The organism is Rahnella bonaserana, from assembly GCF_019049675.1.
Lineage (GTDB): Bacteria > Pseudomonadota > Gammaproteobacteria > Enterobacterales > Enterobacteriaceae > Rahnella > Rahnella bonaserana.
Window position 1 is genome coordinate 88,630 of sequence record NZ_JAFMOW010000058.1, and the last position, 24,111, is coordinate 112,740.

At 50.0% G+C, this 24,111-nt stretch carries 22 protein-coding genes; 9 read left to right on the forward strand and 13 right to left on the reverse strand.

The window, feature by feature from the left end; genetic code table 11:
* Positions 1–5 precede the first annotated feature (5 nt).
* The 3 genes from J1778_RS08240 to J1778_RS08250 are packed head-to-tail and all read left to right on the forward strand — an operon-like array spanning position 6 to position 3,239.
* Positions 6–833 (forward strand): phosphodiesterase, encoded by an 828-nt coding sequence (locus J1778_RS08240; RefSeq protein ID WP_217172757.1) that lies wholly within the window; start codon positions 6–8, stop codon positions 831–833.
* Positions 833–1,939 carry an ABC transporter ATP-binding protein gene (locus tag J1778_RS08245; protein WP_217172834.1) on the forward strand — a complete coding sequence of 369 codons (1,107 nt, stop codon included), beginning with the start codon at positions 833–835 and terminating at the stop codon, positions 1,937–1,939. Before J1778_RS08240 ends, J1778_RS08245 begins: the two co-directional genes overlap by 1 nt.
* On the forward strand, positions 1,932–3,239 hold the full coding sequence (locus tag J1778_RS08250) for an ABC transporter substrate-binding protein (RefSeq protein WP_217172758.1): 1,308 nt from the start codon (positions 1,932–1,934) through the stop codon (positions 3,237–3,239). Before J1778_RS08245 ends, J1778_RS08250 begins: the two co-directional genes overlap by 8 nt.
* Positions 3,240–3,322: 83 nt before the next feature.
* Here J1778_RS08250 and J1778_RS08255 read toward each other — a convergent pair whose 3' ends face one another.
* Entirely contained in the window at positions 3,323–3,931 is a 609-nt protein-coding gene (locus J1778_RS08255) for an HD domain-containing protein (RefSeq protein ID WP_217172759.1), read from the reverse strand.
* 339 nt (positions 3,932–4,270) lie between these two features.
* Between J1778_RS08255 and trhA the strand changes: the two genes are divergently transcribed.
* Positions 4,271–4,921, forward strand: coding sequence for a PAQR family membrane homeostasis protein TrhA (gene trhA / locus J1778_RS08260; RefSeq protein ID WP_217172760.1), 651 nt, complete (start codon positions 4,271–4,273; stop codon positions 4,919–4,921).
* 61 nt (positions 4,922–4,982) lie between these two features.
* Here trhA and J1778_RS08265 read toward each other — a convergent pair whose 3' ends face one another.
* The gene (locus tag J1778_RS08265) at positions 4,983–6,272 is read right to left on the reverse strand and encodes a lysine N(6)-hydroxylase/L-ornithine N(5)-oxygenase family protein (RefSeq protein WP_217172761.1); all 1,290 of its coding nucleotides are present in this window, start codon (positions 6,270–6,272) and stop codon (positions 4,983–4,985) included.
* Between the two features lie 152 nt (positions 6,273–6,424).
* Here J1778_RS08265 and J1778_RS08270 point away from each other — a divergent pair, with 152 nt between their 5' ends.
* Complete coding sequence (locus tag J1778_RS08270) at positions 6,425–7,306, forward strand: PhzF family phenazine biosynthesis protein (RefSeq protein WP_217172762.1); 882 nt, start codon at positions 6,425–6,427, stop codon at positions 7,304–7,306.
* Between the two features lie 41 nt (positions 7,307–7,347).
* Here J1778_RS08270 and J1778_RS08275 read toward each other — a convergent pair whose 3' ends face one another.
* Positions 7,348–7,902: a helix-turn-helix domain-containing protein gene (locus tag J1778_RS08275; protein ID WP_217172763.1), complete on the reverse strand. Its 555-nt coding sequence runs from the start codon at positions 7,900–7,902 to the stop codon at positions 7,348–7,350.
* 85 nt (positions 7,903–7,987) lie between these two features.
* Between J1778_RS08275 and J1778_RS08280 the strand changes: the two genes are divergently transcribed.
* The 3 genes from J1778_RS08280 (at position 7,988) to J1778_RS08290 (ending at position 10,295) form a co-directional block, all read left to right on the forward strand.
* Positions 7,988–8,509, forward strand: a complete 522-nt coding sequence (locus J1778_RS08280) for a GNAT family N-acetyltransferase (protein WP_217172764.1) — start codon at positions 7,988–7,990, stop codon at positions 8,507–8,509.
* Positions 8,510–8,605: 96 nt separating this feature from the next.
* Positions 8,606–9,703 (forward strand): bifunctional DNA-binding transcriptional regulator/O6-methylguanine-DNA methyltransferase Ada, encoded by a 1,098-nt coding sequence (gene ada, locus J1778_RS08285; protein WP_217172835.1) that lies wholly within the window; start codon positions 8,606–8,608, stop codon positions 9,701–9,703.
* Positions 9,704–9,755: 52 nt separating this feature from the next.
* Positions 9,756–10,295 (forward strand): GNAT family N-acetyltransferase, encoded by a 540-nt coding sequence (locus tag J1778_RS08290; protein WP_217172765.1) that lies wholly within the window; start codon positions 9,756–9,758, stop codon positions 10,293–10,295.
* Between the two features lie 59 nt (positions 10,296–10,354).
* Here the strand turns inward: J1778_RS08290 and J1778_RS08295 are convergent, their stop codons facing one another.
* The 7 genes from J1778_RS08295 to gatZ all read right to left on the reverse strand — a co-directional run bounded on the left by J1778_RS08295 (position 10,355) and on the right by gatZ (position 16,632).
* Positions 10,355–11,056 carry a GNAT family N-acetyltransferase gene (locus tag J1778_RS08295; protein WP_217172766.1) on the reverse strand — a complete coding sequence of 234 codons (702 nt, stop codon included), beginning with the start codon at positions 11,054–11,056 and terminating at the stop codon, positions 10,355–10,357.
* 121 nt (positions 11,057–11,177) lie between these two features.
* The gene (locus tag J1778_RS08300; RefSeq protein WP_217172767.1) at positions 11,178–12,032 is read right to left on the reverse strand and encodes a tagatose bisphosphate family class II aldolase; all 855 of its coding nucleotides are present in this window, start codon (positions 12,030–12,032) and stop codon (positions 11,178–11,180) included.
* Positions 12,033–12,036: 4 nt separating this feature from the next.
* Positions 12,037–13,086 (reverse strand): galactitol-1-phosphate 5-dehydrogenase, encoded by a 1,050-nt coding sequence (gene gatD / locus J1778_RS08305; RefSeq protein ID WP_217172768.1) that lies wholly within the window; start codon positions 13,084–13,086, stop codon positions 12,037–12,039.
* A 44-nt stretch (positions 13,087–13,130) separates the two neighbouring features.
* Entirely contained in the window at positions 13,131–14,498 is a 1,368-nt protein-coding gene (locus tag J1778_RS08310; RefSeq protein ID WP_217172769.1) for a galactitol-specific PTS transporter subunit IIC, read from the reverse strand.
* A 3-nt stretch (positions 14,499–14,501) separates the two neighbouring features.
* Positions 14,502–14,786, reverse strand: coding sequence for a PTS galactitol transporter subunit IIB (gene gatB, locus J1778_RS08315; protein WP_217172770.1), 285 nt, complete (start codon positions 14,784–14,786; stop codon positions 14,502–14,504).
* A 75-nt stretch (positions 14,787–14,861) separates the two neighbouring features.
* Positions 14,862–15,344 carry a PTS galactitol transporter subunit IIA gene (gatA, locus tag J1778_RS08320; protein WP_217172771.1) on the reverse strand — a complete coding sequence of 161 codons (483 nt, stop codon included), beginning with the start codon at positions 15,342–15,344 and terminating at the stop codon, positions 14,862–14,864.
* Positions 15,337–16,632, reverse strand: a complete 1,296-nt coding sequence (gene gatZ, locus J1778_RS08325) for a tagatose-bisphosphate aldolase subunit GatZ (RefSeq protein ID WP_217172772.1) — start codon at positions 16,630–16,632, stop codon at positions 15,337–15,339. Before gatZ ends, gatA begins: the two co-directional genes overlap by 8 nt.
* Before the next feature lie 279 nt (positions 16,633–16,911).
* Here gatZ and J1778_RS08330 point away from each other — a divergent pair, with 279 nt between their 5' ends.
* Entirely contained in the window at positions 16,912–17,694 is a 783-nt protein-coding gene (locus J1778_RS08330) for a DeoR/GlpR family DNA-binding transcription regulator (RefSeq protein WP_217172836.1), read from the forward strand.
* 191 nt (positions 17,695–17,885) lie between these two features.
* On the opposite strand, the gene J1778_RS08335 is transcribed toward J1778_RS08330, so the two are convergent.
* The 3 genes from J1778_RS08335 to J1778_RS08345 all read right to left on the reverse strand — a co-directional run bounded on the left by J1778_RS08335 (position 17,886) and on the right by J1778_RS08345 (position 24,102).
* Complete coding sequence (locus J1778_RS08335) at positions 17,886–18,665, reverse strand: ABC transporter substrate-binding protein (protein WP_217172773.1); 780 nt, start codon at positions 18,663–18,665, stop codon at positions 17,886–17,888.
* A 348-nt stretch (positions 18,666–19,013) separates the two neighbouring features.
* Positions 19,014–21,800, reverse strand: coding sequence for a glycosyl hydrolase family 18 protein (locus tag J1778_RS08340; RefSeq protein WP_217172774.1), 2,787 nt, complete (start codon positions 21,798–21,800; stop codon positions 19,014–19,016).
* 1,330 nt (positions 21,801–23,130) lie between these two features.
* Entirely contained in the window at positions 23,131–24,102 is a 972-nt protein-coding gene (locus J1778_RS08345; RefSeq protein WP_217172775.1) for a hypothetical protein, read from the reverse strand.
* Between the last annotated feature and the right edge of the window lie 9 nt (positions 24,103–24,111).

Below are 24,111 nucleotides of genomic sequence, written 5' to 3' on the forward strand. Positions count from 1 at the left end.
CATCTATGTTTTTAGCTCAGATTTCTGACATGCACTTTCGCAGCCACGGCCGCAAACTGTATGACTTTATCGATGTGAACGGCTGTAACGCCGAAGTCGTCAGCCAGCTGAATGCGCTGGAAGAACAACCGGATGCGGTGGTGATCACCGGTGATATCGTCAACTGCGGTCTGCCGCAGGAATACGACGTGGCGCGCCGCACGCTGGGCAACCTGCGCTATCCGCTGTTTATCATTCCCGGCAACCACGACGACAAAGCGCAGTTTCTGGAAGCGCTGCATCCGCTTTGTCCGCAGCTTGGTACCGACCCGCAAAATATGCGTTACGCCATAGACGATTTCCCGATGCGTTTGCTGTTTGTCGATTCAAGCCTGGCCGGTGAGTCGAAAGGGTTCCTGACGCTGGAAACGCTGGCGTGGCTCGAAGGTCAGCTGGAGCAGGGCGGCGATAAACCGACGGCGGTGTTTATGCACCATCCGCCAGTGAAAGTCGGTTCGGCGCAGATGGACGCGATTTCCTGCGAAAACGGCGACCAGTTGCTGGCGCTGATCGACCGATTCCCGTCGCTGGTTCGCGTGTTCTGCGGTCACACGCACCGCCTGATTTTCACCCAGTACAAACAGGCGATCATCACCACCATCCCCGGCACGGTGCATCAGGTGCCGTATTACCATCATAATCCTGCGCCATTTTATAACCTCGAACCGGCGGCCTGCGTCATGCACCGTCTGGTGGATAACACCGGACTGGTCAGCTATCTGCATCCGCTATCGCAGTATCCGGGGCCGTATCTGTATGACGCGCAAATCAGTTGCCCGGTGGATGAGCAATGATGTCTGGCATTCGTCTGGAAAATATTACCAAACAGTTTGAAGGCAGCACGGCGGTGAATCAGCTGTCGCTGGATATCGCCGACGGTGAGTTTTTGGTGCTGGTCGGGCCGTCGGGTTGCGGCAAAAGTACCTTGCTGCGTTTACTGGCCGGGCTGGAAGAAGTCAGTGACGGTCGCATTATGCTCGACGGCAATGACATTTCCGGATTGTCGCCGCGTGAACGTAATTTCTCGATGATCTTCCAGAACTACGCGCTGTTCCCGCACATGACCGTCGAGCAAAACATTACATTCGGTATGCGCATGCGCAATGAACCGAAAGATCAGCACAAGGCGCGCGTAGATCGCGTGGCCGGATTATTGCAGCTGGAACACTTGCTCAAACGCAAACCGGGCAACTTATCCGGCGGGCAGCGTCAGCGTGTGGCGATGGCGCGTGCGATTGTGCGGGATCCGAGGCTGTTTCTGATGGATGAACCGCTGTCGAATCTCGATGCACGGCTGCGCACGGAAGTGCGTGACGGCATCATGCAACTGCATCAGCAGCTGAAAACCAGCACCGTTTACGTCACCCACGATCAGATGGAAGCCATGACGATGGCCGACAGGATCGCGGTACTCGATAAAGGCCATCTGCAACAAATCGGCGCACCGGAAACGCTTTACGCGCATCCGGCAAACCTGTTTGTTGCCGGGTTTATCGGCACACCGTCGATGAATCTTTTTCTGCTGCCGTGCACCGCTGGCGTACTAACAGTCGAAAACCAGCCAGTGCGCCTGCCCCAGACTGAACATGCGCAGGCGCAGAATGAGGTGTATCTGGGCATCAGACCCGAGCACATCAGCGACCGGCCGGTGGAGGGCGAGAGCCTGCAATTGCAGGCGACGCTGACCTGTCGCGAGTTGCTCGGCGCGGAATATCTTTGCCATGCCGACACCCCGCTCGGGAAAATTCGTTACGTTCGTAAAAACCAGCTGCGGGAAAACAGCGGGGACATTCCACAACCCGGCGACCGCATCACGTTGTATTTCTCTTTGCACGACCTTCATCTTTTTTCAGGCCAAAACCAGCAGAATCTGCACCGGGAGAATCACCATCATGCGTAAAGTTCATGCGCTGGCGCTCGCCATCGGCTTCATGGCCGCAGGCACAGCGTCCGCCAAAGAAAATATTGATTTTATGTTCCCTGCGCCGGTTGACGGCAAGCTGACCATGGAAATGACCCGCGTTATCAAAGAGTTTAACCAGTCACAAAATGATGTCGAAGTGCGCGGCATTTTTACCGGCAGCTACGACACCACCAAAGTCAAAGCCGAAGCGGCGGCGAAATCTGGTCAGCCACCGGCGCTGGTGATTATGTCAGCTAACTTCACGGCGGATCTGGCGATCAAAAATGAAATTCTGCCGATGGATGAACTGTTCAAATTTGGCGACCAGAAAGCCACGCCATTCCTGACGCAAAACTTCTGGCCTGCCATGCGCCAGAACGCGCAGGTGAATGGTGTGACGTACGCCATTCCATTCCATAACTCGACGCCAATTCTGTATTACAACAAGACGATGTTCGCCAAAGCGGGCATTACCGCGCCGCCGAAAGACTGGGATGAATTGCTGGAAGATTCGAAAAAGCTGACAGATTCGGCAAAAGGGCAGTGGGGCATCATGTTGCCATCAACTAACGATGACTACGGCGGCTGGATTTTATCAGCGCTGGTGCGCGCTAACGGCGGTCAGTATTACAACGCCGATTATCCGGGAGAAGTGTATTACGACAAACCTTCCACCCTGGGCGCGCTGCACTTCTGGCAAAATCTGGTGTACCGCGACAAAGTAATGCCGCCGGGTGTGCTGAACTCCAAACAGATCAGCGCCGCGTTTTTCTCCGGTAAACTCGGCATGGCGATGCTCAGCACCGGCGCGCTGGGCTTTATGCGTGAAAACACCAAAGATTTCGAGCTGGGCGTGGCGATGATGCCCGCCAAAATGCGTAACGCAGTAACCATCGGCGGGGCGAGTCTGGTGAGCTTCAAAGGCATTTCCGACGAGCAGAAAAAAGCGGCTTATACCTTCCTGCAATATCTGGTCAGCCCGAAAGTGAACGGCGCATGGAGCCGCTTTACCGGTTATTTCTCACCGCGTATGGCGTCTTATGACACACCGGAAATGAAAGAGTATCTGGAGAAAGATCCGCGAGCGGCAATTGCGCTGGAACAGCTGAAATACGCCTATCCGTGGTATGCGACGTATGAAACCGTGGCCGTACGTCAGGCGATGGAAAACCAGCTGGCAGCGCTGGTCAATGATGAAAAGGTCACGCCGGAAGCGGCGGCGGCACAGGCACAGAAAGACGCTGACACCCTTCTGAAACCTTATGTGGAATCAACGGCACTGACTGTTCCGAAGTAGGTGTTTTGTAGCGCCTCCCCTTCGCAGGGGGAGACGCTACAACCAGCCGGTTTTCTTCCTTTTCACAGGAAGGAGCAAAAAAATTACTTCAGCCAGCCCTGCTGATGCGCGTTATCCAGATGACTGCGGATGTGCAGCCACAGTTCAGGATGGATATCGGCGATAAAGGCATTACGTGCCAGAACCTGCTCCAGACGGATATTGTTTTCCACCCAGCTCTGACCCTGATTATTCAGGTTCATGACCATCGGCATCACGCGGTCGATCACCAGCGCAAAGCGCGCTTCCGGGGTTTCGCCCGTTTCGTATTCATTCCACAAATCCAGGAATTGTGTGCTTAGCGGGGCAGGCAGCAGGCCAAACAGGCGTTTTGCTGCAATGATTTCCTGATCGTGAACCGCCGCGCGGGCAGCGAGATCGTAAACCAGCACATCACCGGCATCGATTTCGACGATGTCGTGGATCAGTGCCATACGGATGACTTTATTAATATCAACGCCTTCCGGCGCAAAAGGAGCCAGAGACATTGCCGCCACGGCGAAATGCCAGCTGTGTTCCGCAGAGTTTTCCTGACGCTCAGTGCCTAACACTTTGGTGCGACGTTGCACGCTTTTCAGCTTGTCGATTTCCATCAGAAACTGAAAAACTTCGGTCATTGCCCCAAAATTCAGCGGGGTAGTTGCTGCAGACATACTAAAACCTTAGTCATATTGACGGCATGGTAAACGGCGTTATTTTCATTTTTCCGCTACACCTTAGTCGCTTGATATAAAAAAATCATGTTTTTGGGTGCGGAAAATCCCGCTGCAGTCTGAATGTAACATTGGTAAATTATAAACAAAGCGAATGAATTGAAGAGGTTCACAGTCGCGGATGCGTGAAATGATGATCCGGCTAAGAGACTGTTACATCAGATAATACTCATTTTAAGCTTACAGATGTACACTGGAATTGTTCTCAGTTAAGCTAATTCCGTCGGAACGTTTTATAAACAATGATTTTTACTTTTTTGTCTTGAGGATCCTCAACGTATGGGTAAGTCGTCTCCATCACCACAGGGATATCCGTGGGCTGAAGAAATTGCCAACAGTCTGAGTCACGGCGTTGGTCTGGTTTTTGGAATTGTCGCGCTGGTGCTGTTGCTGGTTCAGGCAGTTGGCGATAACGCCAGCGCCATGGCGATCACCAGTTACAGTTTGTACGGCGGCAGCATGATTTTGCTGTATCTGGCTTCCACGCTATATCACGCGATACCGCATCAGAAAGCCAAATACTGGCTGAAAAAATTTGACCACTGCGCGATTTATTTGCTGATCGCCGGGACCTACACGCCGTTTCTGCTGGTCGGGCTTAACTCCCCGCTGGCAAAAGGATTAATGGCAGTGATCTGGGGGCTGGCGCTGTTCGGCGTGATTTTTAAACTGGCGTTTGCGCACCGGTTTGAGGTGCTTTCGCTGGTCACCTATCTGACCATGGGCTGGCTGTCGTTAATTGTCATCTACCAGCTGGCGACTAAACTTTCGCTGGGTGGCGTGGCATTACTGGCGCTGGGCGGCGTGGTTTACACGCTGGGCGTTATTTTCTACGCTTCGAAACGCTTTCGCTTCGGTCATGCCATCTGGCACGGGTTTGTACTCGGCGGCAGCGCCTGCCACTTTTTAGCCATCTATTTTTACGTCTGATTTGTTCAGTGAAAGTCAGAAAAAGAAAAGCGGAGCCTGATGCTCCGCTTTTTTGTGCCTGCTATTTGCCCGTATTGTCTGACCACCATTGCACCAGCGAAGGCACAGGCCGCAAGTCGTAATGCGCTTCGCCCAGCAGATGGTTGAGGATTTTCGCTGAGCGCCACGCGGTCAGCGTCAGTTGCCCTTCGGCGCTGCCGTGGCTGTGAATACCGGCATTCACCGCGTAAATGCGGTTCTGCTCAGGGCCGTCCCAGCGCAGGTTGAAATTAGGCTGAAGTGGCAGATGTTGTTCGCGATCGTAAGGAATGCGGTCAAGCAACGGCTCGAGATAATCCGGTAAACCGGGGCGATAGCCGGTCGCCAGAATCACGATATCGGCACTGAAATGCTCCTCGCATTTTTCCAGTCCGTGTTTTGCCTGCAAACTGAAATCGCCCGCAGCGTTACGTACGATATGATCGAGCGCGCGGTGTGGCAGTAAACGCACGTTACGCGGCTGATGCAGCACATCGAAACGGTGGTAAAGCTGCTTATAAATATCTTCCAGCGTGTGATAACTGATGCCATCGGAAGGTAGTTTTTGCGTGGCGATTTCCTGCTCACGTACATCTTCCGGCAGCGTATAAAAGTAATTCACATACTCCGGCGTGAAATATTCATTGGTGAAAATAGATTCATCCAGCGGCTGAAAATTCGGACGTCGTGATATCCAGCTCAGTTCTGCAAATTCGCCCCAGTGGCCGCTTAATGCGTTGAGAATAATGTCCGCGCCGCTTTGTCCGCCACCGACCACCGCCACGCGTTTCCCGGTGAAATCCGGTTCGCGCAGTTCAACCTCAGCCGCATGAAAACAATTTTCTCCCAGCGCCGAACGCGCCGGTTTGGGGATCCACGGCGCATGGCCGGTACCGAGGCAAATATTGCGCGCACGGTGCTCGCCTTTTTTACTCTGCACGACAAATTCCTGCCGCTTGTCATCGAAATTAATGCGCTCAACCGGCTCGGAAAAATGCAGGTCAGGAATGCGGTCGCACGCCCAGCGCAGATAATCGGAAAACTCGTCGCGGCTGATGATCAGCTGTTCCGTTGCCAGAAAGCGGTAAATTTTCTTTTGTTCCACCAGATAATTGATGAAAGAAAACTCGCTGCGCGGGGCAACGGTGGTCACCAGATCCTGCAATACATAGGTTTGCATGGTGGCTGTCGGCAGTAACATGCCGGGGTGCCAGCTGAATTCCGGACTGGCGTCAAAGAAAGCGGCGTCGAGTTTTCCGGTATCTTTTGCCATGGCGGCGAGGCTTAAATTAAAGGGGCCAATACCAACACCTATCAAATCCTTCGCGGGCATCTTTCTGTTCCTTGTGTTTTTAGGATATTTTGGAAACTCTGTTAAGCATAGATCAGCCTCCCGTGACTGACATTGTTCTCGATAACTTATCGAAATATTCCTAAACTCAGAGACTTCGCCGTTCCTTACTCAATGATTAAAAAGGATTTGCTATGACCCGCCTGCGCCGTTTTAAACAAGTTGATGTGTTCACCGCCCAGCCGCTAAAGGGCAACGCACTGGCCGTGATACTTGATGCTGAAGGACTGACCGACGCCGAAATGTTTGCGATGGCCCGCTGGACAAATCTGGCGGAAACGGCGTTTGTGCTCAAACCCGCCTCACCGGAAGCCGATTATCGCGTGCGGATTTTTACTACCGATAAAGAACTGCCGTTCGCCGGACATCCGACGCTTGGCACAGCGTACGCGCTGTTGCAAAGCGGACTGAAGCCGAAAAATCCGGGATATCTGGTGCAGGAATGCGGAGTCGGGCTGGTGCAGGTGAAACAGCTGTCAGAAGGCGGACAGGCATTTTCCGCCCCCTCTGCGGCGCAGACACCGCTAGATGTTCAGCATCTGGAACTGCTGTCCACGGCATTACGTGGCGGAAAGATTCAGGCGGATGTTGCGCCGGTCAAAGTCGATATGGGGATTATCTGGCTGGTAGTACGGATGGAAAGCGCGCAGGACTGCCTGAATATTACCGCTGATGCGGCGGCAGTCAGCCAGCTGCAAACGCAACTTGGGATTAACGGGATCGCGGTCTACGGCCTGCACGATAAAAACGGCCCGGCGGATTATGAAGTGCGCGCACTGATCGACGAAGACGGCGTGTTGAAAGAAGATCCGGTCACCGGCAGCGCCAATGCCTGTCTGGCGCGCGTGCTCAAAGCAGCTAATTTTCCCGACGGAGAACATATGGCACAAACTTATCGCGTGCGGCAGGGGACTAAACTCCAGCGCGATGGCCGCGTGACGGTAACGTTTGTCGATGGCGAACCCTGGATCGGTGGCGATACATGTACGCTGATCGACGGCACGTTAGATCTCTGATCCGCGTGATCGCGCACGGTCGCTGCCGGAACGTATCGAGACTATTTGTCGCTCATGACGAGTAAATACCGGCACGGCTCAGTGCCGGGATTACTGAATGTGACAGGCAGGTCGACGCCAAAAGTCAGCACATCGCCTGCCGATAACGCATATTTTTCCGCACCGTAATCGATCGTCAGCGACCCTTCCACCATCCATAAACGCTGTTTATAAGCCTGATGGCTCCAGCCCGGATAACTGACGCGCGCGCCAGCCGGCAGCGTGATTTCCACCAGTTCCGGCCCACCGTTTTCCTCATGCGACGTCACCTGACGCCGCAGATATCCGATATCCGGATCCTGCCAGACCTCCTGCTGTGCCAGCGGTCGTAATGGCGCGGGCTGTTCGTTATCCTCTGACAGCAATTGCGCCAGCGAAACGCCCAGACTGGCGGCCAGACGGCCTAAAAGGCTGGCGCTCGGGCTGCTGTCCTGCCGCTCAATTTTGGAGATCATCGCTTTACTGACACCCGAACTGCTGGCCAGTTGTTCCAGGCTCAAACCCTGTGTTTTACGCAAAGACTGCAAACGCGTGGCGATCAGTTGGTCGATTGACATGGGATCTGTTCCGTTGTTTACTTTTGTAGAATTAATTCTACTATAGTGGAATTAAACCTCAAACGGAAGCCACCGGGGAAAACTGATGAAACTGATCACCTGCACCGAACGCCAGCACGCTGTCGCTATTCTGGATATTTTTAATGATGCGATCCTGACATCCACCGCGCTGTATGACTATAAACCGCGTCATATCGATACCATGACATCCTGGTTTGCCACTAAACTCACCAATAACTTTCCGGTGATCGGACTGGAAGATCAGCAGGGCGCGCTGCTGGGTTTTGCCAGTTACGGCACGTTTCGGGCCTGGCCTGCATATAAATATTCGGTCGAACATTCCATTTATATTCATAAAGATCACCGCGGTAAAGGGCTGGGCAAAGTCCTGCTTAATGCGCTGGTGGATGCCGCCCGTGAACATGGCGTACATACGCTGATTGGCGCGATTGATGCGGCCAACAGCGGCAGTATTGCTCTGCATGAAAAAAACGGATTCAGTCATACCGGGACCATTAAACAGGCGGCATTTAAATTTGACCGCTGGCTGGATCTGGCCTTTTATCAGATGATCCTCGACACGCCCTTAAAACCGGTGGCAGGCTAAAAATCCGGCACAGAATGAGAAAGCAAGAGCCGGAGGGTGCAAGGGATAATGGCGGCTTATGCTGACAGTTATCCAGTCGGGAAACGCGAGGCAAATATGTCAGGTAAAACACGAGTCATCAACAATACGGTAGCGGAAAACTCAGCCTCTGCGCATTTGCAGGATCCGCGCTGGCAGGCGGTTGTCAGCTGTGATGCAAATGCGGATGGCAAATTTGTTTATGCGGTAAAAACCACCGGAATTTACTGCGCTCCTTCATGCCCGTCGCGGCAGCCAAATCCGGAAAATATTCTCTATTTTGATGATGCCGAAGCCGCAGAACAGGCAGGATTTCGTCCGTGCAAACGCTGCCGTCAGGGACTGATTTCACTCGCCCAGTTTCACGCTCAGCGGGTAGCTCAGGCCTGCCGCTTGCTGGAGAGATCTGCCGACATGCTGACGCTCAATCAGCTGGCCGCCGAAGTAGGCATCAGTGCTTATCACTTTCATCGCCTGTTTAAGGCGCAAACCGGCGTGACGCCTAAAGAATATCAGCAGGCGCAGCGCGCCCGGCGCGTACGTGAAAAACTGACTGATTCTGCAACGATAACCGAAGCGATCCACGCGGCAGGATATCCTTCTGATGGCCGGTTTTACGAAACGTCCGCAGCCACGCTGGGCATGACGCCGCAAAATTTCCGTTCCGGCGGCCGCGATGTGCGCGTCTGGTTTGCTGTCGGAAAATCTTCACTTGGCGATATTCTGGTTGCCGAAAGTCAGCGGGGGATCTGCGCTATTTTACTGGGGGACGACCCTGAACAGCTGATCAATGAGCTACAAAACAGTTTTCCACAAGCGGAATTACTGGGCGGCGATGCGGATTTCGAACAGCGAATTACTTTGGTTGTTGGCTTTGTTGAAGCACCCCAGATTGGGCTTGATTTGCCGCTGGATATTCGCGGGACGGCGTTCCAGCAGCGCGTGTGGCAGGCATTACGTGATATTCCGCCGGGAAACACCGCCAGTTATGCCGAGATTGCCACTAAAATTGGTTCGCCTAAATCAGTCCGCGCAGTGGCCGGAGCCTGCGCCGCAAACCTGCTGGCGGTCGCCATTCCCTGTCATCGGGTGGTTAAAACGGGCGGTAATATTTCCGGTTACCGCTGGGGCGTGGAACGAAAACGCAGTTTGCTGGCGCGGGAAGAGAAAGGCTGACTATACTCAGCTGACTTCATGATTTCCGAAACTTTTACTAACGAGGAATGCCGTGCCAGCCTGCATTTTACGGATTGCTGAACCGAAAGATATCGACTCACTTGCCCGATTACACGTTGCTATCTGGCGGGATACTTATCGTGAACTGGCTCCACCGGAAGCGTTTACGGCGCTTGATGTGCCGCGCCGTAAATCCTTCTGGCAGGATAAATTCGATCATCCTGCTGCCGGCCAGGGCATTTTTATCGCCGAGGTTGAGGGCGAATTAGCCGGATTCAGTCTGGCTTCAGCTTCCTCAAACCCTGAATTTGACGATATGGCCGAAATTAAATTCCTGTACGTTTCACCGGAATTTAAGCGTCAGGGGATCGGCAGGTTGCTGATTGCCAAAGCCGCAACACATCTGGCTGATGAAGGTTTCAAAAGTGCAGGGCTGGGGGTGGTAGAAGGCAACGAGCCTGCAATTGAGTTCTATCGCGCTTTAGGGGGGCGGGAATCCGGGCGCTATACCGATGCCGGTCCGCTGTGGCGTTCGCCTAATATTATCTATGCGTGGCCTGATGTCAGGGTACTGTCTGCGCTGAATTCCTGAGTTGTTTTATCTGAATAAACAGTTCTGCCTGCGTCAGTAAACAACGCAGGCAATGCCTGTCAGCGCAGCTCTTCCAGACGCTGCTTCTGCTGACCTTGCGCATTGAAATTATCTGCACTTAACCAGCGATCAAACGCTGCCTTAGAAGCCGGCCATTCGTGGTCAAGAACCGAATACCAGCAGGTATCGCGATTGTGGCTTTTATTGATGATCGCCTGACGGAACATACCTTCATACTCAAACCCGAAGCGTTTTGCTGCCAGTTTCGACGGCTCATTCAGGCTGTGGCATTTCCATTCGCAGCGGCGATATTTCAAGGTATCGAACAGATAACGTTGCAGCAGGTAAATGGCTTCAGTGCCAAAACGTGTGCGTTTCATCAGCGGTGACCAGTTCACCCAGCCAATTTCGGCAACACCATTCACGGCATCAATACGCATCAGAGAAACGCTGCCCACGGCGCGCTGTGTTTCGTTATCCACCACTGCGAAAAACAGCGGGTCTTCACTTTTTTCCTGCTGGGAAATAAACAGATCGCAATCTGACTGAGTGGCAGGGCGGTCGACGGCGAGATAGGTCCAGTCCCGATTGTCATCAATGCTATGCCAGGCGTTAAATAAATCCTTACTGTGGCGTTCGCAAGTCAGAGGCTCAAGATGACACCAGAGGCCATCGAGCTGTACATGTGCAGGGCGCTCGCGGGGCTGCCAGTCGGGAAGGGCGTCACCGATGGGTTGGCCAAAGTGGTTCAGGGTGGTCATAGCAGTTCCCATTTTACTATTAATGAACTTCCATAAAATCAGAATGGAATGACAGCTGCAACCTGCACTTCAATAAAAATCCGGAAAGCGGGCGGCGGCCCGCTTCGTTAAGACTGGCGCACTATAAGCGCCCGCCACTGCCACAAATCCTGATTTTTTCTTCCACGACTTTTTGCATCGCGAGTTTCCCCGGCACGATATATTTTCGCGGATCGTTAGCGTCCGGATGTTCTGCAAAATATCCTTTCACAGCATCGGCAAAGGCAATTTTCAGTTCGGTCGCGACATTGACTTTGCAGATCCCTAAACCGATTGCCTGGTGGATCATCTCCTCCGGAATACCCGATGCGCCATGCAGAACCAGCGGAATATCAACCTGCTGGCGGATTTGTCCAAGACGGATGAAATCCAGTTGAGGTTCTCCCTGATACAAGCCGTGAGCAGAACCAATAGCGACGGCCAGCGAATCAATACGAGTCGCTTCAACAAAGTGTTTCGCCACTATCGGATCAGTAAAGAAGCTGTCGCCTTCCTCCACTACAAGGTCGTCTTCCTGACCGCCCAGACGACCTAATTCCGCTTCGACACTGGCATCAAAGACATGACACAGCCTGACAGCTTCGCACACCTGTTTGATATTGTCTGCCAGCGGGAAGTGCGAGGCGTCTATCATGACAGAGCGGATCCCTGCCCGGACTTTGCTTTCAATGTCACCATGATCTTCATGATGATCCAGATGCAGTGCCAGTGGAATGCGGTATTTTCGTGCCGCTTCCTGACATATCGAGATCAGATAATCTGTTCCTGCATAACTGAATGTGCCTGGTGTTCCTGCAAGGATCACCGGAGAACTCATGGCCGCTGCGGTTTCGGCTACCACCTGCACCGTTTCCAGATTGTGGACGTTGAACGCAGGCACGGCATAACCGTCGCGCTGAGCGGCAAGCAGCATTTCCCTGTTTGAAATCAGATACATTGTTTCAGCTCCCTGTCATATCCAGTAAAATTTTCCCTGTCATCGGCTTACCTGCGAGTGCCGTAACTTCCCTGACAAATTGTTCCGGTGCTCCAATGCTTGCGATCAGCGTTTCAAGATTTATCTTTTTCTCTGCAAAAAGTTGTGTCGCCTGCTGCCATTCGCTGCCGGGCCATGGGTTTGAATAATTCATCCAACTGCCCAGCAATGTCAGTTCTTTACGCAGGATATGGCTGAAGGTAGAAACGTTCAGGGTTAGGTCCTTGTGTAACGTCCCGACCAGCGCAACCTGCGCTTTAGGGCCGGCGATATCGAGGGAAAGCGCAACAGTTTGCGGTGTGCCCGCTGTTTCTATGATCAACTGGTTAAAACGTCTTTCTTGTGTTTTCTGCCGGATGTCGTCTGCACTCAGCGTTGCGCTGTTAAAGGCATGACTGGCACCGGTTTCCAGCGCAAGAGCCAGACGCTGAGGATTAATATCAATAGCCGTCACCGATTTTGCGCCCAGTGCGCTGGCCGCCTGAATGATGAGTTGTCCGATGGTACCTGCGCCAATCACAATGACCTCTTTGTCCTGACAGCCACCAGCCAGTTTGAGGGCATGTAAACCTACCGTAATGGGCTCAAGGAATGCGCCCTGCAAAAGGGAGGCATTCTCTGGCAATTTGAGTAAGTTTTTGCGGGAAACCACCGCATATTCAGCGTGTCCTCCCTCGCGGCGGGAGCCAACAAAGTTATAGTGTTTGCACTGCGCATAAGCGGCTTTCTTGCACTCGTCACATTCAAAGCATGGGAGTAAAGGAACGCAGGCCACGGCATCACCTTCCTGTAGGTCGTAAATATCTTCCCCGATACTGACGACATGACCGCTAAATTCATGTCCGAGGGTAATGGGATAAAAATGCGAGCTGTTTGCGAAGATACGTGGGATATCTGACCCGCAAAGTCCTGAATAGGCGATGCGAACCAGCACATCATCTGAGCTGTTGAGTTCCGGAATCGGGCGCTCTTCAACTGTCATCTTCCCGCCGGTGTGTACCACAACAGATTTCATAGTCGGTTTCCTTAAGCGGGGGGGATCCCCCCGCTGAGATGAAGTTAAGAATTGGCCTGTGCAATAACTGCCTGTTTTTTAGCCTGAGTAAACTGGCGGGCACGACGCCATGTCAGGAAGACCCCGATGGCATAGAAGACGCCGATCACGCTCAGTCCAGCGATGTTCTTCAGTGTGCAGAGCTGAATCAGCAGATAGGTGACAGGTGAACCGCCCTGATCCATAGAGGCTACTCTTCCGCCTGCGGTAAGCGCGCCAGCATTGGCAGCCAGTTGCGTATGCAGTTCAATCGTCTGAGTAGCAATCCACAATGTGATGCTCATGATGATGCAGCCGGAGATAAGCGTGCGGAACAAGTTACCCTGATGCACGGCTACGGCGATGGCAACGAAGAAACCGATAGTGGCGAGATCCCCGAACGGCAGAACCTGATTGCCTGGTACCAACACTGCAATCAGGATGGTCAACGGAATGAAGATCAGGCTGGCAGATACCACTGCAGTGTGGCCGAGCAGCAGTGCGGGATCCAAACCAATCAGGAATTCCTGTCCGCCAAAGCGTGCTTGCAATCGAGTACGGGCATGGCGGGCAATTGGGGTTAAGCCGTCCATGATGGGTTTGATCACTCGTGGCATCAGGAGCATCACTGCCGCTGTTTTCACAGCCAGCTGCAGTACGCCCTTAACATCGTAACCGGCGAGGAAACCAATAATCAGCCCCATCACAAAGCCGACGGTGACCGGTTCCCCAAAGGGACCGAAACGTTTTTGAACATCGTCAGCGCTGAAGTGGATTTTGTTCAGCCCCGGGATTTTCTCAATGATGGTATCAACCAGTACGGCAATCGGGCCGAGATAGGCTGAAGAACCATGCGGAATCGCAATGCCTTCGAGGTTAAAGAAATCCCGGGTATCTTTCGCAAACCAGTCACCCAGTTTGTAGATAAACGCTGCATGTACAACGACACCCATAATCCCCAGCCAGTAAGAGCCGGTGGCCAGATGCAGCATGGCGCCAGTGAACGTCATGTGCCAGATGTTCCAGATATCCACATTGACTACACGCGTCATGCGGGTCAGCAACATCACAATATTCACACCTATGGCAATCGGAATGGCAACCAGTGCAATTTGTGAAGCCCAGGTCATTGGAGACGAACCTGGCCAGCCAATATCAACCACCTGCAGGTTGATTTCGAAGTGCTCTGCCATGGCTTTTGCCGCAGGCCCGATGGAGTCGAGCATCAGGCCGATGACTAATCCAATCCCGACAAAACCTATACCGATATGAATTGCCGATTTAAATGAATCCCCCAGTTTCATTCCTAATATCAGAGAGAAAACAATAATCACGCCGGGCAACATGACTGTTGGACCCAGATCGAGGATGTAGCGCATTATTTCAGTAAACATGGCTTACTCCTGTAACAGGGTCAGTATTTGCTGGCGCAATGTATCCATGCCCACACCCGAGATGAACGGCATCCCATGAACCACCGGAATGGTGCCGAATGTACGGTCGACTCTGGCAGTGGTACAAATCAGATGAGCACCGTCCATGTAGGTTTCGATCTCCGTTACGCGACACTGTACGAGATCCACTTGTATGCCGTGTGCCTCACACAGTTCTTTGATTTCTTCCGCTGCCAGCGTAGATGTGGCAACGGCTCCGCCACAGGCGACAATAATTTTTCGCTTCACGTTAAGGCTCCTTAATAGGTTGTTTTTGATATTATTTTTTTAGGTAAGACGTCGGGTTCAATGCTGAGAATGCAATCAGGTGCAAGCGGCGGATTGCTTCTCCGGTGATGAGATAAAAATGTGTTTTTTAAACAGCGTGGAAAGCTGTTCTTCAGGCACCGTCAGCAAACTTTCGCAAAAAGCGGAGTCTTGCAACTGGCTGAATAACTGGCGTAATAACTTCAGCTGTTCGGCCGGATGGGTGACTATCAGGGCAATAATCAGTGACGCAGGAATGGTTCCGTCATCATCTGCCTGAAAAAATTCCACTGCTGTATCGGGCCTGATGAGATAAATGGCCGGACTGCGGGCATGTGTCGCTTCACAGTGGGGAATGGCGACTGCATGATGTTCCAGCTGGATCCCTGTTGGAAATTCAGCTTCGCGGTTTAGCAGCGCTAGCGGATACGTTGTTTCCACTACGTCTTCCTGCACCATACGTTCACCGATATGCGTGAGCGCCTCGTGATAATCCGCAAAACTGATGCCGGTTTTAACGAAAACCTCGCAGTTACGCATGGCAGGCTCCTTCCTGAAGGGTTTGCGCAGGCGTGCAGCCGAAATGGTAAGCGCGTAAAACATCCTGAATTTTATCGAGAATAAGTTCGTGCGGATCGCTGGCGAGTTCCCCGGTCATTACCCTTTCAAACTGAGCGGGGAGGTACTGGCTCAGTAATCCCAGAGGGATTTCCACTGATTGCAGGTTGGCGATTAAGACTTCCATCGCACGGTTAATGCGGGCGTGAGGCCAGTAGTAGCGTATGCGATCTGACAGGCTGAAATGCAGGTCGATGAGCGAAAGGCTAAATGTCGAATGGTAATATTTTTTCCAGTAACCTGGCTCATCCAGCATAACGCTATCTATAACCGTCAGGATCTGGCTGCGGGACTCAGCTGCGATCAGTACCTGTTCAATGTTTGCCAGTGCGAAGACGGCTTCCCGTAAGGCAAAAGTCAAAGCTGGACCCACTTTCAGGATGGCAAAGTGGTCATTCACCAGGCTGCGGTAGGAATCACGGGTCTGGTAATCAGTAGAATGTGCTTCGTAAATTAGCGGGGTAGTCGCAATGTACGCAGACAGATCCCGGGCGAGTTCGGGCTGGTAGTGGATTACACGGCTATGATCGAATTCCACCCCAGGCTGGACTACGACGGCGATAATCCTGTTTATTGCATCATTCAGCCCGAGTTCAGCAAATGCCTGATGGTGCATATCGAGTGTGGCTTTGGCGTCTGCGGCTTTTGTGACATGAACATGCTCGATGGAGGAGGATTCACCGCCGGGCACAGGAACTTCTGTACCAATGACATAGGTCAGCAGCTTTTTCTGTTCTGGAGTAGCTACCCTTTCTGCGACCTGACATAAACGCGCAGCGCGTTGAGCCACAACAAGTGGATCCAGAGGGACAGGATCGTCCAGGCAGGACATGGACGCATCCAGATGAATTTTGCTGAACCCCGCTTCGACATAGCGGGCAATCAGCACCTCGGCTTTTGCCATTGCACTTTCAGCGGTTTCGTTCTGCCAGCAGTTTGGCCCCAGATGATCCCCACCTAAAATCAGACGATGCATCGGGAACCCCATATTTTCAGCAATCGCGAGAACGAAATCTCGAAAATCCATCGGCAGCATCCCGGTGTAACCGCCAAACTGATTGACCTGATTTGAGGTCGCTTCGATCAGCACTTTGCGCTCTGTATGCAGGTCTTCACGTAATGCCGCTTCAATCACAAGAGGATGCGCAGAGCACACTGAGCAGATACCCATTCTTTCGCTTGTCTTGTGTTTAGCAATAATGTCTTTCATTTTGTGCCTCCGTTTGTTTCCGAAGAGGATCGTACCTTTACAAAAGCCAAACAATAGCGTTTTCTGCATTATGTGATGGCGATCGAAATGTTTCGTAAGTTTATTGCATTCGTTTTCTTTCGTTTCAGGAGGCGTCTCGGGAAATGATAAGATAAAGTTTGAGAATGCAGCCCAGGCACATCGGGAGTTGCTATGATTCACAGCGCAGGGAATTTTTACTCCTCATTAAGGTGCCTTTTGTTTACACTGTGAGGAAGATGACCTTTCGGATTACTCATGATGAATACTTATGAACGTCGCAATAAAATCATTGATTTAGTGAATGAAAATGGCAGTGTCCTGGTGGCTGACCTTTCGAGTGCTTTCGAAGTTTCAGAGGTGACCATTCGTTCGGATTTGAGTTTGCTGGAGCAAAAGGGCGCACTTAGCCGTTTTCATGGTGGTGCGGCAAAATGGACTGCGAAGGAAGCTTCCGGTCACGAAAAACAGCCGGGAGAGTTGGTACTGGAAGAACGCTACCTTCAGGCCAGCGACCCGAAAAAACGTATCGCACAGGCGGCAGCTGGCATGGTTAAGCCCGGCGATACCGTGATCCTCGACAGTGGGAGCACAACGATGCTACTGGCTGAGGAGTTAGTAAAATCAGGGGACATCACGGTTATCACCAATAATCTTCCTGCTGCTTTTGTTCTCTCTGAAAACCCCGACATCACGCTGGTGGTCTGCGGGGGTACGCTTCGCCATAAAACCCGATCCTTACATGGCAATATCACGGAATATGCGTTGCAGGGTATCGTCGCTAACCTGATGTTTGTCGGCGCTGACGGCCTTGATGCGGCGACCGGGATTACTACCTTTAATGAAGGTTACAGCATCAGCGGAATTATGGCCGAGGCCGCTCAGCATGTCGTGGTTGTTACCGATTCCACCAAATTTGGACGACGCGGTTATAACCTCGTGCTGCCTATGGAAAAAATTGACACCATCATTACTGACGCAGGTATCGGCAATGATGTGCTGCAGGCGCTTCAGCAAACGTCGACAGAGATTTTTGTTGTTTAATCTTATCCGGTTTCTGACTTCAACCCGTGCTGACTTTATGGCCGCTGATGATAAAAAGATACTGGCACAACTGAGGGTTGCGCAGACGCGCGAGAAAAATTTTAACTGTTTCAGTAACAGCTATTGATAAGTGGAAGCGGTATTAATAAAGAAGGCCGCAGAGTAAGATCTCTGCGGTGACGGGAAGGCAATCAGGATTTTTTGTTATAAACTTCAAAAGTGAAGTATTTCTTTTCCAGCGTCTGATAAGTGCCGTTTTTGTGGATTTCTGCCAGCGCATGATTAATCAGTGTGAGATGCGCCATATCGTCCTTGCGCAGGCCTATTGCCGTGCCTTCACCCAGGTAATGGGTGTCCGTCAATGGCTCACCGGCAAAAGCATACCCCGCGCCTTCAGGCGTTTTTAGAAAGCCCGTTTCTGCTGCAGCTGCATTAGTCAGGGTGACATCAATGCGTCCAGACGCAAGATCCTGATTAACAAAATCCTGATTCTGATATGAGATGACATCTACACCTTTCTTCTGCCACTCACCCTGCGCGTAGGCTTCCTGCGTGGTGCCCTGTGCCACACCGACGGTTTTTCCTTTCAATGAATCCGCTGTGGGTTGCAAACCGCTGCCTTTCTTTGCAATTAACACACTGGGTACGTGATAAAGCATGTCTGAGAAATTGACCTGCGTTTTACGTTTTGGCGTCATGGACATTGCAGAGAGTACCGCATCAAACTTTTTAGCGTTCAGCGCCGGGATAATGCCGTCATAGGCGGTTTCGACCCATTCACATTTCACTTGTGCCTGCGCGCAAATGGCATTGCCTAAGTCGATATCAAAACCGACCAACTGACCATCTGGTGCTTTGGATTCAAAAGGTGGGAAAGAGGGATCGACGCCAAAGCGCAACGTAGTTTCTGCCTGTGCCAGGCCGCTGGTGGCCGATAATGTCGCGATGATAAGAAGGGTGATTTTTTTCACAAGTTTTCTCCGGTGATGCTCAATAAAAACAATCCCCCGCCTGGCTGTGGCGAGGGTAAAGGAGGGGGATATATTTTGAATATGACGACTGGACTTATTGTGGTCAAGCGGCAAACTTATGTTCAAAACGGGCAATAGTGTGACATAGGGGGGATTGGTTTTTGGGCAGAATAAGTGAGGGGATTAGGGTGGGGATTGCAGGGTAAGTTCTGAATAACATTTTAAAAACAACAGGATAAATCTGCTGAAGCTAACAGCCAAAAAAATCGCCTTTACCCGCAGGGATAAAGGCGATTTAACGTTTACAGATGGCCTAACATGACAGGGTCAATGGCCGTTCACGGAAGATTATTCGTCATTATCGATTAAGATTTTTAATGAAGAGGCCTTGTTATCAAATGACAATTTTCTAAGGTCGGTAATTTTTTGACCTGACTTCACATCAATATAAGACCCTTTATAGTTATTTTCAGAATACAGGCGGACGGTATAGCCTTCAGCAACCTGTATTGAGGACATGAGATTATCGAAAGACGTTTTATATTCGAGCCATTTAATATCCCCTCTGAGCGATGGAACATCCGCCATAACTATTACGGACTGGCCACGATAAGCGGAGGCGTCCCATGCAATCGCTTTAATAACCTGAACAGAGGAGACTGTATTGTCCATGTCGCTGCTTAAATCATATTGATCACCATTAGACATGATTCCGAATCGGTGCCAAGTTCCTTTGAACTGACAGTCTGTGTATAGACTTAACCCCAACGAACCTTTTGCCAGCCTTAAGGACGACATTTGATCATTGGCGTCAGTACCATTTTTCATCTTCACGCCGTCTAAGCAATCGATGTCCCTGGCAATTTCCAGGCTATCACCACTTTTACCCGGGTTCTGGAACAGCGTAGCTTTAAGACCGGTCACAGGCTTTGGTTCCGGTTGCGGGTCTGGCTCAACATTGGCGATAAATTTTAATGAAGAGACTTTGTTATCAAATGTCAGTGAATTAAGATCGGTAATATTTTGACCTGACGTCACATCAACATAATCCCCTCCAAAGTTTCTTCCAACATAAAGTCGTACGGTATAGCCTTGAGCAACCTTTATCGATGACATTACATCATTGAAATCAAGGTCATCGCCGAGCCATTCCATATCACCGACAATGTTTAAGAAGGAATTGCGATAGCCGGTATCTTTATAAGCAACCGCTTTAATCAGCTCAACAGAGGAAACTTTATCGTTGAAGCCGCTGACAAGTGACATTGCATTCGAAGTATAAGTCACCTTATCTCCGCTAAAATGACAGTCCTTGTATAAATTTGCCCCCAAAGAACCTTTTCCCAGTGATATGGAAGACGTTTCATCATTGGCGTCCTTGCCGTTTTTCATCTTCTTACCGACTAAGCAATTGATGTCCTCGTTGACTTCCAGACTATCGCCACCCAGAGAATTGTTCTGGAACAGCGTTACATTAGCAGAGGAAACAGGTGTCGGATCGGGCTCTGGTTGCGGATCGGGCTCTGGTTGCGGATCTGGCTCAGGCTGTGGATCTGGCTCTGGAATTGAGGTTGTCAGAATATCATCGACGATATGGCCCAGTTGATAGTCAGGTGTATCGCCACTGATGTCCCAAATAATCGCACCACCAAAGCCTTGCTCGTTGATATAGTCAACTTTGTCCTGAACAGACTCTGGATCGTCATAGGTCAGGAATTCTCGCGTAGTTTCGCTGTAGAGATACGGAACGTGTGACTCTGAGTCCCAGTAGCGCGTATATTCACCGCTAGCCAGTTTCTGCTTCAGCACATACCACGGGTTGGTGCCGGTATACTGATCCGCATCGTCCCATGCACCTTTAACCGACGCTGAACCGGTGTTAAACATTCCCGGCAAACCAGGAATCAGCTCGGTTCCCGGAACATGTCCCCAACCACGACCGTAGTATGGGATCCCCATCATCAGCTTAGCTTTTGGCACTTTCCAGGTGTCAACGTAGGCACTCATTGTGTCGGCCACGTTCAGGTCTTTATCTTCATCATGGCTATTTTCATACAGCGGAGCGTTATGACCGGTTAATGGATCAAAAGCACCATGGATGTCATACGCCATCACATTGACGCTATCCAGCAACGGCGCGGTAACAGAGGGGTTGATGTACTGAATGTTATTATGATTAGTGGTGACTGCCGCAGAAAGTTGATAGTACTTATCATCTTTCAGGCCCTGTGCATCCAACTTGCTACGCAGGGACTGGATAAGCTTGGTGAACTGGGCTTTCTCAGCATCGGTATCCGGGTATTCCCAGTCAATGTCGAGGCCGTCGAAATTCCACTGCACCATATAGCTGACCATGCTGTTGGCAAGTTTCTCAATGCCTGCATCGGTCGCAGTTGCCGCTTCGAAGACGCCTTCCTGAGAGTTATTCCACCCGCCTACTGAAATCATATGCACCACGTTGGCCGCTTCAGTCCGCTTATTCAGGTCTTTGATCAGGCCCGGAGCTTGGTCGGTGTCATGCATAGTCACCACACCGTCTTTGACCACCGCAAAACCGTAGTTCAGGTGGGTCAGGCCAGAGTAGTCAACTTTATCTGGGGTAAAGAAGTTATGTGCTTCATACACACCCCATTCCGGGAAGTAGCCAATCACTTTACGCTCAGCAGCTACGCGAGCCTTTTCACGGTTCTGCAGGTCGATAGCATCCTGGCCGGTATATGGCGTGAACTGGAAAGTTGCATAAGGTGTGATATTAATCGCATCGCCGGATTTCCAAACCGGATTGGTGCCCGGGCTGGTGCCCTGCTCAACCCACCATTGCGCAGTCCAGTAGTATCCCAGGAAGCGAACAGTATCGCCGCCTTTATAGGTGCGGTTCGGATCGTAGTCTTCGGAGATAATCGCCAGTTCTTGTTTCGGCGCGACCTCTGCTAAAACAGTGCCCGGGAAGTTGTTTTGCGATGCGTTGGTATACGCAGTCCAGGTGTGACCACCATCTTTGGTGATCATCATCGAGTAATCGAGGCCGGAGAAGGTATTTGTCTGGTCGTTTGCCGTTACAGTGGCTGCAGACGAAATTATTGGGAATCCAATAGCAGAAAACAGGATTGCTGCAGTTAATTTATTTAAGCGCATAAGTAGCTTCCAAATTTGTCCATAAACTCGTTTGTTTTCGAGGGATACATTAAATGCGCACCTTTATATCATTTTTGTTGTTTATATAGTATTTAATATATAATTAAGCATAAGTGTATTAAACTTACCCATATGTATTTAAACAATAAAAAAACACATCATTTAAATAAATTATGGTGGGGTTAATTATACATAAATGTAATTGTTGGGATTAGGGATAGGAACTGATCTGACATTCAACCAAACTATGAAAATGGAATTGCCTGACTGTTGTAAATTACAGGTGCTATCAAAGGTGGTATTGCGAAGGTCGCGTTAAATATTCCAGTGAAATAACAGGCAGTATTGTTGTATTAAGTTGAAAGCCCGATGTTTTCTGTCTGCATTGTTGGGGCAATTGGTCGGGGCGGTTAACCGGCATCTTCTTATTTATGAGGTTTTCAAAAGCTCTATCGATATTAACGCACGGAACAGCGTCAATGGGCAGGGTATTTTAGGTAAACACCCTAGCGGTATTAACCTGCTGTAATAAACGTCTGACTGTTTCTGGCATTCACCTGGCTTAAACAGGCTATAAGCTTTGATAGGCGGATATGGTTTAATGTCGGTAATGCATATTTCCCCAATCACAGAAAAAACATCTCTTTCCAATGTTTACCAGATATCTTCAGCATAATTTGCGTTTCGCTGGTTTTTTTCACATTCAAACAATGTTCGGCAATGCATTTGAAATTATCGGTCAACGGTTTGGTTTATCCTGTCATGATTAATCTCCGCTCTTGTCAACCTTAAAGGATTTAATCAGGTGACTTCAGACTTCGCAGAACAAAATACAGACACAAAAAAGCCCGCAGGGCTTACGCCATGCGGGCTTCTAGGACTTCGTTGAATGGCTCTGGTAACCATCAACCAAGAATTTGGTGGGCTGGGGGAGGTTGAATTTAAGTTATATCTTGTTGTTTTTATTGTGTATTTATAATTAAATGATTGCGGTGTATACCTAAGCGTATACCAATGCAGGTTTCACTATGACAAGCTTCGCTAAACTCTTAATATTTACCCCATCGAAAGTCGAGTATTTATTGTACGAATGTATATACTAAGAAAGAGAGGCTCATAAATCTCAATTTAACGACTTTTTTGTTTTTAACCATCAATGCAGTGACCTACTCCCTGCGTTTTACACGGCTCCCGATCACGCATTAACTATTATCTGACGTTACAGCAAGCCTGCTGTTGCAAGTTTACCAAACAGTAATTAGTCCAAAATGGGCGGTAGACTACGTCCAAGTGAAAAACAGAATATATGAGATGTATAACACCCTGAGAATTAATTTGTGGTGGTCGACACTCTGAAAGCTTTCATGACTTTAGCCCTAAGCTGAGCGTCACAAAAATCCTCCATATCTAACATCTTTATTAATGCATCTACTTGTTTCTCACTGCGGTTCTCATATGACAAAATTAATTCTATCTGATTATGGGAAAGGTATTTTGTCAAGTATTTATAAGGGTTCATATCAGGGTTGAAGTGTGAAAAAATCATATTCCACATCAGCTTGTTTTGTAGTCCATTATGTATTTTTTTGTATTCAAAGAAAGGTTGCAGAATTGAAGAGTATGTGTCAATCAATGCTCCTTTATGCCAACTGTAAAATTGCTGGATCTGTTTTTTATACTGTGTGATAACCTCATAAATATCAATATCACCATCAGTTTCTTCGATATATTTCTTGCCATTACTTCCCCAATCTCCCCACTCCAGTAAGTCTTCCTTACTAACTACAAATTTTGCGATTCTCGTGCCGTTTCTAAAATCAGCTTTAATTATCCAATTTGCTTGAGCTATGCGCCAATGAGAGCTGAAATTTCGCATTTTTTGTAAAAAATCGTGCAAACCTGGTGTTGAGAAAAATTTATTACGTTGATCAAGGAAATCTTCGAGAGGCCATTTTTTATTGAATGCACGAGATATGTCAACAATCGTCATCAAAGAAGATGTGCAATAGTAAAGTTTACGTTTGACTTCACGCACATATTCCTCAGAGTTTTTTTCATTTGTTTTGTGCCAAAATTCTATATCCTTACTTTTTTCACTAAAGATGCTTATTTCATCTAACAGTTCAGCAGTGCTTTTAGTGAATACCCAAATAGCGTCGTCAAGTTCTTTGATACCACTCCATAACAGTCCGCCTTCTGTCTGATCAATCGATTTTTGTACTGTCCTAAAATCAGACATTATCGCTGCTTGAATGTGTTGGCGTGTCCAAGGCTGCGTAATCTTATCAAGGTATCCGGCCATCTCTGCTCC

What these genes read in the sequence shown, in the direction of transcription:
- J1778_RS08280 (WP_217172764.1), top strand. Translation starts at nt 7,988, where the DNA reads ATGAAACTGATCACCTGCACCGAACGCCAGCACGCTGTCGCTATTCTG.
- J1778_RS08300 (WP_217172767.1), bottom strand. Translation starts at nt 12,032, where the DNA reads ATGTATCTGATTTCAAACAGGGAAATGCTGCTTGCCGCTCAGCGCGAC.
- J1778_RS08265 (WP_217172761.1), bottom strand. Translation starts at nt 6,272, where the DNA reads ATGCCCGCGAAGGATTTGATAGGTGTTGGTATTGGCCCCTTTAATTTA.
- J1778_RS08240 (WP_217172757.1), top strand. Translation starts at nt 6, where the DNA reads ATGTTTTTAGCTCAGATTTCTGACATGCACTTTCGCAGCCACGGCCGC.
- J1778_RS08250 (WP_217172758.1), top strand. Translation starts at nt 1,932, where the DNA reads ATGCGTAAAGTTCATGCGCTGGCGCTCGCCATCGGCTTCATGGCCGCA.
- gatA (WP_217172771.1), bottom strand. Translation starts at nt 15,344, where the DNA reads ATGCGTAACTGCGAGGTTTTCGTTAAAACCGGCATCAGTTTTGCGGAT.
- J1778_RS08245 (WP_217172834.1), top strand. Translation starts at nt 833, where the DNA reads ATGTCTGGCATTCGTCTGGAAAATATTACCAAACAGTTTGAAGGCAGC.
- J1778_RS08330 (WP_217172836.1), top strand. Translation starts at nt 16,912, where the DNA reads ATGAATACTTATGAACGTCGCAATAAAATCATTGATTTAGTGAATGAA.
- ada (WP_217172835.1), top strand. Translation starts at nt 8,606, where the DNA reads ATGTCAGGTAAAACACGAGTCATCAACAATACGGTAGCGGAAAACTCA.
- J1778_RS08295 (WP_217172766.1), bottom strand. Translation starts at nt 11,056, where the DNA reads ATGACCACCCTGAACCACTTTGGCCAACCCATCGGTGACGCCCTTCCC.
- J1778_RS08345 (WP_217172775.1), bottom strand. Translation starts at nt 24,102, where the DNA reads ATGGCCGGATACCTTGATAAGATTACGCAGCCTTGGACACGCCAACAC.
- trhA (WP_217172760.1), top strand. Translation starts at nt 4,271, where the DNA reads ATGGGTAAGTCGTCTCCATCACCACAGGGATATCCGTGGGCTGAAGAA.
- gatZ (WP_217172772.1), bottom strand. Translation starts at nt 16,632, where the DNA reads ATGAAAGACATTATTGCTAAACACAAGACAAGCGAAAGAATGGGTATC.
- J1778_RS08270 (WP_217172762.1), top strand. Translation starts at nt 6,425, where the DNA reads ATGACCCGCCTGCGCCGTTTTAAACAAGTTGATGTGTTCACCGCCCAG.
- J1778_RS08255 (WP_217172759.1), bottom strand. Translation starts at nt 3,931, where the DNA reads ATGTCTGCAGCAACTACCCCGCTGAATTTTGGGGCAATGACCGAAGTT.
- J1778_RS08275 (WP_217172763.1), bottom strand. Translation starts at nt 7,902, where the DNA reads ATGTCAATCGACCAACTGATCGCCACGCGTTTGCAGTCTTTGCGTAAA.
- gatD (WP_217172768.1), bottom strand. Translation starts at nt 13,086, where the DNA reads ATGAAATCTGTTGTGGTACACACCGGCGGGAAGATGACAGTTGAAGAG.
- J1778_RS08340 (WP_217172774.1), bottom strand. Translation starts at nt 21,800, where the DNA reads ATGCGCTTAAATAAATTAACTGCAGCAATCCTGTTTTCTGCTATTGGA.
- J1778_RS08310 (WP_217172769.1), bottom strand. Translation starts at nt 14,498, where the DNA reads ATGTTTACTGAAATAATGCGCTACATCCTCGATCTGGGTCCAACAGTC.